Below are 9,901 nucleotides of genomic sequence, written 5' to 3'. Positions count from 1 at the left end.
CACTGATCGACAATCCAGTGCGGTGCATTGTGCGGGAGGATTGTGCATGAGGGACACGCGCTATCTCCTAGAGACTCTAAAGCCCAGCCAGGTGGACCGTGCTTACCTTTTGATGCAGGCAGTCGTTCCAGAGCTGACACTAGCGGCTTGGCGGCAGGCGTTCAGCAATGTCTTTCGGCGCGAGGAGATGGTCGTTGCCACGAACGCAGCCGGAACCGTTCAGGGACTCTGTATCTACCGGGTGCGCAAGCACGAAGCGGTTGGCAAGCTACTCGATGTCCCCTTCCTGGTCGCTGCAAGTGCTGGCGATGCCGAGGGTGTGGCCGCCACTCTTCTCAAGCACATGAACACAACGGCTAGAGAGAACCGATGCAGGTCAATCCGTATCTGGACGCTTGGTCCCGGCAATTGGAAACATATGCAGGATCCAGCGTTTTTAGAACGCTGGGATCATGGGTTGATGCTCACGGTCGGTGCGCATTCGAGCACCTCGTGAAATGCTGTGTCCTCCTGTCGGCGCGGTCTTGCCTCTCGTGAGATCTCATGACTGCGCGCTGTTACGAACCGTCACAAACCGATTCTTTTCATCACCAATGCGGCATCGGGATGTTACGCAAAGGGCGTCAACTAGCAGGGAGCCAGGAGGGGTCATACCATGCACGCCATGAACGCAGGACAAAGGATCGATCGTTTCCAGTTAATTCCAATCGCCGCCAAACCAGCGCCTTCAACCATCGAAGCACTCTTCAAGAAGCAGACCCTGTGTCAGGTAGAAGCTGGCGCGACTCTGTTTTATGAAGGCGACAGCGCCAGCCATCTCTTTGAGGTGGTTCAAGGTGTGCTACGCATCTTCAAGATCATCGGCGACGGGCGAAGGGTGATCACCGGATTTCTCTATCCTGGCGATCTCGTCGGCGTTTCTCTCAAAGATCGTTATCTTTACAGCGCGGAAGCTGTGACCGATCTGCGCTTCCGCAGGTTCGGACGCCGTGAATTCCAGGATGCCGTCAATGCATCGCTTGAGCTGCGGCCAGAGCTCTTTGCCCGTCTTTGCGACGAGATGGCGGCCGCTCAAAATCAGATGGTGCTACTGTCGCGCAAGAACGCGGAGGAGCGCGTTTGCAGCTTTCTGCTTGAACATCTTCGACGGGAACAGCGGACATGTCCGAATGCCTCCATCATCGAGCTGCCAATGACTCGTCTCGACATTGCAGACTATCTTGGCCTCACGATCGAAACGGTGTCACGAACATTTACGAAACTAATGAGCCGCGGACTGATTGCTCCCGAGGGCCGACATGCTCTGCGGGTTGTCAGGGCAAGGGGTCTCGCTCGGTTGACCGGCGGTGAATACGAAGATGACAATGACTTCCCGATGCGCAGCAGGCACAACTAGCAATGACCCGAGCCGTATGGAGGAAGACTAATGGCGGCTCACCTGATGATTGCTCACCCGCAGCGGCAAGCATACGAGCTTGAGTCACTCGGAAGACTGACTGGAGGCATTGCGCATCGTTTCAACAACCTACTGGCAGTCATCAGCGGCAACCTTGAGATGCTCGAAAGTCAACCGCGTGATGACACTTCGAAAATAATTCTACGAGAAGCGAGAGACGCAGCCGATGAAGGAGCTCGCTTGACTGCACAGCTGCTGGCCTTCGGCCGCCGCCAGCAGATCCATACCGTACCCACCGACATCGCGCAGCTTGTTTCGGACTGTCTCCCACAGCTGCGGCAGCTCTTGCCTGAACGGGTGGAGGTGCGCATGGTGGCCACCGGCTCGAGATTGCGAGCCGATACGGATACCGATTTACTGCGCGCAAGCCTGGAACAACTGATGGCCAACGCCGCTGACGCGATGACAGACAGCGGTCACGTCACGATCGAGGTGGCTCGCGTGCACCTCGACGAGGATTACGCCCCTCCTATGCCGGAGGGCGTAAACGGAAATTACATCGCAGTTTCTGTCGCGGACGATGGTGCCGGGATGGCCGACGATGTTCAGCTTCATGCTTTTGAGCCATTCTTCTCGACGAAAGCCTTCTCGGCTGGCGGCGGCCTGGGCCTGAGTGCGGTCTACGGCTTCATCAAGCAAACGGGGGGAGATATGGAGCTGCAGAGTGCTCTTGGTCACGGAACGACTGTTCGCATGTTTCTGCCGGCCAATACATGACCTCCGGCGTTCAGGAGACTGTCGCCGTGAAGCACTGGCATTCTACAATACTGAGTTACATGTTTAGTTAGTGCCGTAGGAAAAAACGTCTTACAAATTGTGTACTCGCATTGATGCGAGTCAATTGAACCTGACGACAAACCAAGCATTTTGTCGTCTCGCTGTTTGTTATTCCTGAATTCGTCTTGTTGTGCCGACCTATGGAGAGTAGCAATGACTGCCGATCGCGGGCAAGCCGTCATTGAGAAAGTAACCCCAGAGGCAAGATGGGCATCTTTTCGCCGCGTGCTCAATCCAGTTGACCGCACAAGCGAGATTCTCTTCGGATTAATCATGGTGATGACTTTCACCGGCTCTCTCAGCGCCGGGCAAGCCGGCAGCGCGGATGTCAGGGCAATGTTGATTGGCGCGCTCAGTTGCAACCTGGCTTGGACTGCAGCCCGCACCGTCATTGCAGATGCGCTGCCGCCCTTGGTTCTGCCGGCGCTTTCACCCAGCGATCTTGATCGGATTCGGTTACATTTACTCAGTCTGCCGGCGGATGAGGTGCAGGCCGGAGGCCAAACGCAAGACCTTATTGGCGCGTCAGCCGTGTTTCTGCTGGTATTTTTACTTACTTTTCCGGTCGTCGCACCCTTCTTGTTTATAACAAATCCACTGATTGCTCTGCGCGTTTCCAATGCCATAGCGATCGGCTTGTTGTTTTTGACCGGGTACGCCTTGGGCCGTCATTCGGGAAGGCCGCTGCGTATCGCGATTTTGATGGTTGCCGTCGGTTTGGCCATGGTAACAATAGCCTCCGCTTTGGATGATCGGCAGCGAATGTAAGGAATACCACCGTGCGCGGTCGAATGCGCAAAGGTGATCGTGGTTATTTACAAATTTCCGGGTGAGAATCGCCTGCAGATCGCGAACTACCGCGCTGTAACTCATTCTGCCGCCATTTTCCGCCAGCTCGAAGTCTTTTCGTCCAAATACGGCCTGGGCGATGGTGTAGGCTTTTAGATAGCGTGATCGCCCCTCAAGGGTCTCTTCCACGACATATCTCAGAAACCGCCGTCCCCGCTCCGGTACCTGAAATTCGTTGCCCGCCAGGATTCGTTCTAGCTAGCTCTGGACATCCGAGTTCGAAAGTACCGCTGCCCGCATCTGCAATGATTCCGCACTGGCCATCGCCATTCCTCCCACGCTCGCGATCTTTGTCAGGGATGAGGTCTCGCGGTTTGCTGCGTCGCGAGATGTTCCGTGCCTTCAGCCATGCGATAAGCCGCCGCGCTTCTACGCGGTTGAGAAGGATCGCCGTCGCGTCCACTTCCGCCGGCAACCCGCTCCTCGTATCGAGGACTTCGAAAAGGTCATGCCGCATCGGAACGCAGACGTATCTTTCTTTTCTTCTCGATGTCATCGTTCTGACCTCGTTCCGCTTCTTCCCGCAAAGTCCAGCTCTTCGGAATGCTGCGTTGCGAACTGTCACCAGTCAAAAAATGGACCTGATTAAAAAGCTATCAGCCGACGAACGTCGGGCATTGAGCTGGATCAAAGTCGAGAAATCGCGCACGTTGATCGCCGTCAATGCGGGCTCGCAACATTTCAGTTTGCTTAGTGGGGGGCCCATGTGGCCTTGCGTTGTAACTTCCGGCATTGGGATACGGCGATGGCTTGGAACCGATGGTACAACTTGAAAAGTTACGTCAGATCCTCCCTGTGGATCGTTCCGTTCGTCGCCCTGCTTCTTTATGTCGCCTCGATCCGCCTGGTCTACTTGTTCGACGGATGGGCCCTCTGGGCCGACGTATGGCCTTGGGGCGTAGCTGGTACACAAAGAATGCTGGAGACGATCATCACGATGACGTTGACTTTCGTCGTCTTCACATTCGGCTCCCTGCTGGTTGCGATCCAGGTCGCAGGGGGCCAGTTGACCCCGCGGATCATCGCGACGACCCTTCTCCGCGACAACGCCATCCGATTCACCGTCGGACTTTTCATATTCACACTGCTGTTTGCGACGGGCGCCCTCGCCAGGCTCGATACGGCCGTTCCGCATGGTGTCTCGGGAATAGCTGGGCTTCTCGGGTTTCTTTCGATAGCCGCCTTCCTCTATCTGATCGACTACGCCGCTCGCCTATTGCGGCCAGTGAGCATTATCCTGAGGGTCGGTGAACGTGGACACACAGTCATCGAGCACGTTTACCCGGAGTCGGCTGGGGACGAAGGCCCATACGGCGATATCATTCCACTCTCCGACGAACCGGACAAAATAATCTGCCACGAGGCCAATCCTGCAATTGTGGTGGCCGTCAATTTGAACGCTCTCGTCGCCCTGGCTGAGAAAACTGATACAATCATCGAGCTGGTGCCGAGGGTTGGCGACTTCGTCGGCACAAACGAGCCGCTCTTTCGATTGTACGGCCAGCAACTTCCGAATGACGGCGCGCTCAAAGCCTTGGTTGCTCTCGGGCCGGAGCGTACACTTGAACAGGATGCGACGTTCGCCTTCAGAATCATCGTCGACATCGGTATCAAGGCTCTTTCAAAAGCGATCAACGATCCGACGACCGCCGTCCTTGCGATCGACCAGCTACAACGCCTGCTATGCTTCGTGGGAAAGCGGCACCTGCTCGATGAGGATATCCTGGACGAGTCTGGAAGACTGCGGCTTGTCCGCAGGACGCCGGACTGGGGAGATTTCGTGCAGCTCACCTTCAGCGAAATACGGTTGTATGGCGCGGAGAACTTTCAGGTTGCCCGGCGATTGCGAGCGGTAATCGAATACGCTTGCCAGGTCCTTCCGGAGTGTCGTCGGCCGGAATTGCTCAGGGAGCTTGACCTGCTGGATCGCATGCTCGCAAAGATCTACGAGTTTCCTGAAGACTTGATGCTGGCGCAAACCCCAGACTCGCAGGGGCTGGGCGGGACGGCCAGACCATTGAAATCGGGCTAACCCGCATTCATCGGGTGTTCTTTCGATCCGAGTCGCTTCAGGAGCTTCGCCACGCCAAACCCAACGACCAAAGTGATGCAGGCGGCCATGATGCAAATGGTGTTCGATCGAGAATCGACCTCTGGTACGGCCGACAACGGAGCGAGTGCCGCCCCTACATTTCTGGTGCAGACTCCAAGCGTGACGACCTTTCGCCTGCCATGGGCAAGTCCAAACGAAAGCAGATAGGAGAACGCGGCCAGTCCGCATTAGTAGATCAACTGGGCGGCGATGGCCCACGTGCCGACCGCACTGAGCATCTCCCTCCAGTTCTGCACAAAGGCGACGGACAACAGGACGACCACGTTGAGGGCGACGAGCTTCCTTACGATCGGATCGCACCGGTCTGCAAATTTCCTTGATAGCTGGCGCATTCCTATCCCGGCCGCGAACGGCATCAGAACGAGGAGGAGAAGCGGCCGGGCAGTCAAGCCCGCACTCATGTGCAGTCCTTCGACAAGGAAGGGAACTGCGATCGGCATCAGTATGATGGTGCCGACTGCGGCAATCGCGATGAAGGCTGCGGAATAGGGAGGATCGCCATGAGCGATGTCTGAAAGAAGAGGCAGGAAGGGAGCGCCCGGTGCCAGCCCCAGCAGAAGCAGCCCAATGGCGTAGGGTTCCGGCAGAGAAAGGAGGCGTGCGAGGAACAAGGCAAGCAGGGGGCCGACAACGAACGCGGATAGCACGCTGGATGTTAGGAACGTTAAATCGTGCAGCGCGGCCCAGGCGTCTCTGACGTCGAGCTTGAGGCCGACGTCGATCAAGCTGCCGAGCATGAACGAAACGAGCGCGACCTGAAGCGTGTACTTGAGCAGATCGATCATCGTCGCCTTCTCCGTTTGTTTGCTTCAAGCGTACTGCGATCTTCGGATCCCGTCCTTGATCTCCTTCAATGTATCCGGGCGGCATTGCGGCTAGAGGTCGAAAGCCTCGTCCGGTCAATCCCGCGCAGATTTGATCCCTATCAATGCGCACTCGTCGCTTGCTTGTAGTCTCCTTGCAGCCAAAGGAAACGTGGGAGGACCGTGATGGGTGACACTCAACAGATCCATTCAGACAGATCCGAACAGTGGTCCAAAATGGGGAAGAGATTGATAGGAGAACTCCGCCAGGCGCCCCTGCTCGGACTTCTTGTTTTCGTTCCCATCGTCCTGTTTGTCGAGCGTGCATCGCCCGAAGCCCACACGTTGCTGTTCGGCTTGTCGATCCTCGCGATCGTTCCGTTAGCTGCGCTCCTGAGTCGCGCGACAGAGGCCGTCTCCGTGCTAACAGGAGACGTCGTCGGAGGCTTGCTAAACGCCACTCTCGGAAACCTGACGGAGCTTGTGATCTCGCTGGCCGCCTTTCAGGCAGGCAGTATCAGTTGGTCAAAGCGTCACTCGCCGGGGCTATCGTAACCAACACTCTCTTCATGCTGGGCGGAGCCTTCCTGCTGGGCGGCCTCAAGCACCACGTGCAAGACTTCAATCGGATCAACGCGCGCTTCCAAGCCTGTCTGCTGTTCCTGGCAACCGTTGCGGTACTGGTTCCATCTCTGATCAAGAACGTAGATCAGGCGTCGGCTATCTCGAGCAGTCTGAGCTTGGGGTTGGCCTTGTTGCTGATCGCGGTCTACGGGTTGGGCATGTTATTTTCACTTAAGACTCATCGCGAGCTGTTTGCCAGCGTCGGTGAGACGGCGGAAGAACATGATTCCTGGTCGATATCGGTTTCGGTTGCGGTCCTGATCATCGTCACGTTTCTCATCGCATTGATCAGCGAGGTCTTCGTTGGATCCGTCCAGGCCGCGGCCGAGCGCATGAGCATGACCCCTGCTTTCGTCGGCTTCATCGTCGTCGCGCTGGTCGGCGGGGCGGCGGAAATGACCACGGCCTTTTCCGCGGCGCGCTCGAACCGTCTCGACCTAAGTGTCAGATAGCGCTGGGGAGCGCGTCGCAGATCGCACTCTTCGTTGCCCCCGTTCTCGTTCTCGTAAGCTACTTCGTCGGCCCGGCACCGATGTCGCTTCAGTTCTGGCCCGGTGCGGTAACGATGATGCTGATTGCCACAATCGTGGCGACGCTCCTGTCCAACGGCGGCCATGGCACCTGGTACATCGGCGTACTTGCTTTGGCGGTCTACGCCATTTTCGGCCTCACGCTGTTCTTGCTGCCGCCGGCGTCGCCCTTGTGAAGGCCTGTTTTAGTTTGACAAGGGTCAAGAACATGGTTTGCCGTGGTGGCTGCCTTTGTCGCTCCTACCGTCTATGCGACCTTCGGGCTCATCTTGTTCCTGCTCCCGTCAGCCGCACCAACGTGAAAGCCAAGAGACTAGCACCTGACCAGCTCTGAAAATCGCTAGTTGTCGTTCGCTTTTGGCATTTGATGCGTATCAAGGTCGCGGTGCGGACGGCGACCTAAAGTTGGATACCAATGGAGGGTTACTAGCGATGTTCAAGCATATTCTCATCCCCACCGACGGCTCCAAACTTTCCTCGATGGCCGCGGATGAAGCGATCAGATTTGCTGCCGACGCGCAGGCGAGAGTGACTTTGCTGGCGGTCGTAGAACCTTTTGAAATGCTGAGCGGCAACGCCGAAGAGTTTCTCGAGGAACGTGATCATTATGAACGGATTGCGGAGTCACGCTGCGACGCATTCCTGAGCCCCGCAAGGTCGGAGGCGGCGCGACGGAGCATTTCCTGCGAGACGCTCGTTGTAAAAGGCGACAACGTGCCCCTTGCAATCATCGAAACTGCCGTCGACAGAGGATGCGATCTGATCGCGATGGGCTCGCATGGCAGAGGCGGCGTTGCGTCGCTGCTTCTTGGAAGCGTGACGACCAAAGTGCTCGCACAGTCCCGCATACCGGTTCTGGTCTATCGGTGAACCAACGAGGCCGATGCAATGTCGATCAAGAATCTGGCGCCGTTGCTTCATCCTCAGGCAATCGCAATCATCGGCGCGTCAATTAGCCGGGAGGCAGTGGGGAACACGATTCTGAGAAACGTTGTCCGCGGAGGATTTGCCGGCGATGTATGGCCCGTCAATCCCCACTATGACAGCGTCATGGATTTTCCCTGCTTTGCCAGTGTTGACCGGCTGCCGGGTACACCGGACATCGCCATCATCGCAACCCCACCCGCGACTGTTCCGGTCATTCTCCGCCAACTCGGAGAAAAGGGCACCAGAATCGCTGCAATCGTCACCTCAGGATTGACAGACGACAATGGCCTGAAACAGGCCGCGCTTGCGGCAAGCAAGCCTTACGGCCTGCGAATATTCGGCCCGAATATCATCGGCCTGATCGTTCCTGCGGCAAGATTGGACGCAAGCTTTGCGCTGACAAGTGCTGAGCGCGGAAGCATTGGCTTACTCTCCCAGTCGGGGGCGATCGTAAGTTCCTTGCTTGATTGGGCAGCGGATAATGGTGTCGGCTTTTCTCAGGTCCTCTCCTTCGGCGACATGATTGACGTGGACCTGGGAGACGGGGTCGATCTCCTAGCAGCAGACCCGGCCACAAAAACAATCATCATCTATCTGGAGTCCATCATTAACCCGAGAAAATTCATATCGGCTGCGCGGGCGGCAGGAAGACTGAAGCCCGTAATTGCAATCGCGCCAGGCCGGCACGCCGCGGCAGCCAAGGCGGCCGCCACCCACACCGGCGCAGTTGCCAACGACAGCCGCGTCATGGACGCGGTTCTGAAGCGCGCAGGTGTCATTCGTGTCGCCGAGCTTTCAGAACTTTTCGACGCGGCCGAAATCACCGCGCGATTCCCGCCGCTGCCCAAGGCACGGCTTGCAGTCGTCACCAATGGCGGCGGCGCCGGCGTTATTGCTGTCGACAGCCTCCTCGACAAGGGAGAAGAACTTGCCATGTTGACTGATGAGACGCTTAGGAAATTGGACGAAATGCTGCCCGCAGGGTGGTCGCGTAGCAATCCCGTCGACATGATGGGGGACGCAACGCCGCAGCGCTACAGTTCCACGCTTCAGACCGTTGCAAACGACGCAAAGGTCGATGTCCTGCTTGCCTTGCATTGTCCGGTGCAGCCCGCCACTCCAGAGTTAACGGCGACAGCGGTCGCCGCGTGTGTTGATCAGGGAAGGGTAGGTGGAAAGCCGTTGCTGACCTGCTTTTTGGGCGGAAGGGAGGCTCGCAGAGCTCGACGCATTGTCCAGGACGCCGGTATCGCAAATTATGATTTGCCGGCAAACGCGGTCGCTTCATTGCATATTCTTGCGCAGTGGGCGCGCCAGCAGGAACACTTGACCCACATCACGCCGTCGACGTGTGAATCCCTGCGCATCGACCGGCCCAAAGCTCTGCAGATTTTCGAGAGGGTCGCTGCAGAGGGACGAAGAATGCTGACGGAACCGGAGGCGAAGGCGGTTCTGGCAGCTTACCGGGTTTCTGTCCCAGACTCCCTAGTTGCCGATTCCGTTCCCGCCGTGGAGCACGTGGCGTCATCTCTCCTGAAAAGGTACTCCGCCATCGCGGTCAAGGTCCTGTCACGGCAAATCACCCATAAGTCCGATGTTGGGGGCGTGGCACTAAACTTAACAAGCGCCGACAACGCTGGGCGAGCCGCGCGCGACATGGAGGTCGCCCTGGCGAAGCTAGGTCTGGGCGAACAGTTGAGATCCCATCAGGGGTGGATAGCGGCCTGCACCGTGTCAGAGTGAGGTCGCTTCTGTAACGGGCTTTCCCGAGTCAATCCCTTATGAGCTCAATCCCTCGCCGAGTGCTTGCTTCTGTCCGCAG

8 protein-coding genes and 1 pseudogene are annotated in these 9,901 nt (G+C 57.3%); 8 read left to right on the top strand and 1 reads right to left on the bottom strand.

The window, feature by feature from the left end:
• The 5 genes from HGP14_RS34640 to HGP14_RS34620 form a co-directional block, all read left to right on the top strand.
• A partial coding sequence (locus HGP14_RS34640) for a hypothetical protein (protein ID WP_205927470.1) occupies positions 1-496 on the top strand: 496 nt, incomplete at its 5' end.
• Between the two features lie 159 nt (positions 497-655).
• A complete protein-coding gene (locus HGP14_RS34635; RefSeq protein ID WP_246704768.1) occupies positions 656-1,396 on the top strand; it encodes a helix-turn-helix domain-containing protein in 741 nt (246 codons plus the stop codon).
• Positions 1,397-1,426: 30 nt separating this feature from the next.
• Positions 1,427-2,173, top strand: a complete 747-nt coding sequence (locus HGP14_RS34630) for a sensor histidine kinase (RefSeq protein WP_168834299.1) — start codon at positions 1,427-1,429, stop codon at positions 2,171-2,173.
• A gap of 213 nt (positions 2,174-2,386) precedes the next feature.
• Complete coding sequence (locus tag HGP14_RS34625; protein ID WP_246704767.1) at positions 2,387-3,001, top strand: VIT family protein; 615 nt, start codon at positions 2,387-2,389, stop codon at positions 2,999-3,001.
• An 826-nt stretch (positions 3,002-3,827) separates the two neighbouring features.
• Complete coding sequence (locus HGP14_RS34620; RefSeq protein ID WP_168834298.1) at positions 3,828-5,114, top strand: DUF2254 domain-containing protein; 1,287 nt, start codon at positions 3,828-3,830, stop codon at positions 5,112-5,114.
• Between the two features lie 248 nt (positions 5,115-5,362).
• On the opposite strand, the gene HGP14_RS34615 is transcribed toward HGP14_RS34620, so the two are convergent.
• On the bottom strand, positions 5,363-5,980 hold the full coding sequence (locus HGP14_RS34615) for a bile acid:sodium symporter (RefSeq protein ID WP_168834297.1): 618 nt from the start codon (positions 5,978-5,980) through the stop codon (positions 5,363-5,365).
• Between the two features lie 255 nt (positions 5,981-6,235).
• Between HGP14_RS34615 and cax the strand changes: the two are divergent.
• From cax to HGP14_RS34600, 3 genes and pseudogenes are all read left to right on the top strand, one after another.
• A pseudogene (gene cax / locus HGP14_RS34610) lies at positions 6,236-7,328 on the top strand (calcium/proton exchanger).
• Positions 7,329-7,584: 256 nt separating this feature from the next.
• A complete protein-coding gene (locus HGP14_RS34605) occupies positions 7,585-8,022 on the top strand; it encodes a universal stress protein (protein WP_168834296.1) in 438 nt (145 codons plus the stop codon).
• 18 nt (positions 8,023-8,040) lie between these two features.
• Positions 8,041-9,822, top strand: coding sequence for an acetate--CoA ligase family protein (locus HGP14_RS34600; protein ID WP_168834295.1), 1,782 nt, complete (start codon positions 8,041-8,043; stop codon positions 9,820-9,822).
• Positions 9,823-9,901: the final 79 nt, after the last annotated feature.

This window comes from Rhizobium sp. P32RR-XVIII, assembly GCF_012641395.1.
In the GTDB taxonomy this organism is placed as follows: Bacteria; Pseudomonadota; Alphaproteobacteria; order Rhizobiales; family Rhizobiaceae; genus Rhizobium.
Note: the sequence above shows the minus strand (reverse complement) of the source record. Positions and strands in the feature narration are given on the sequence as shown.

Excerpts from the sequence above, each read along its gene's own strand:
- HGP14_RS34635 (WP_246704768.1), top strand. The coding sequence starts at position 656 with ATGCACGCCATGAACGCAGGACAAAGGATCGATCGTTTCCAGTTAATT.
- HGP14_RS34630 (WP_168834299.1), top strand. The coding sequence starts at position 1,427 with ATGGCGGCTCACCTGATGATTGCTCACCCGCAGCGGCAAGCATACGAG.
- HGP14_RS34625 (WP_246704767.1), top strand. The coding sequence starts at position 2,387 with ATGACTGCCGATCGCGGGCAAGCCGTCATTGAGAAAGTAACCCCAGAG.
- HGP14_RS34620 (WP_168834298.1), top strand. The coding sequence starts at position 3,828 with ATGGCTTGGAACCGATGGTACAACTTGAAAAGTTACGTCAGATCCTCC.
- HGP14_RS34615 (WP_168834297.1), bottom strand. The coding sequence starts at position 5,980 with ATGATCGATCTGCTCAAGTACACGCTTCAGGTCGCGCTCGTTTCGTTC.
- HGP14_RS34605 (WP_168834296.1), top strand. The coding sequence starts at position 7,585 with ATGTTCAAGCATATTCTCATCCCCACCGACGGCTCCAAACTTTCCTCG.
- HGP14_RS34600 (WP_168834295.1), top strand. The coding sequence starts at position 8,041 with ATGTCGATCAAGAATCTGGCGCCGTTGCTTCATCCTCAGGCAATCGCA.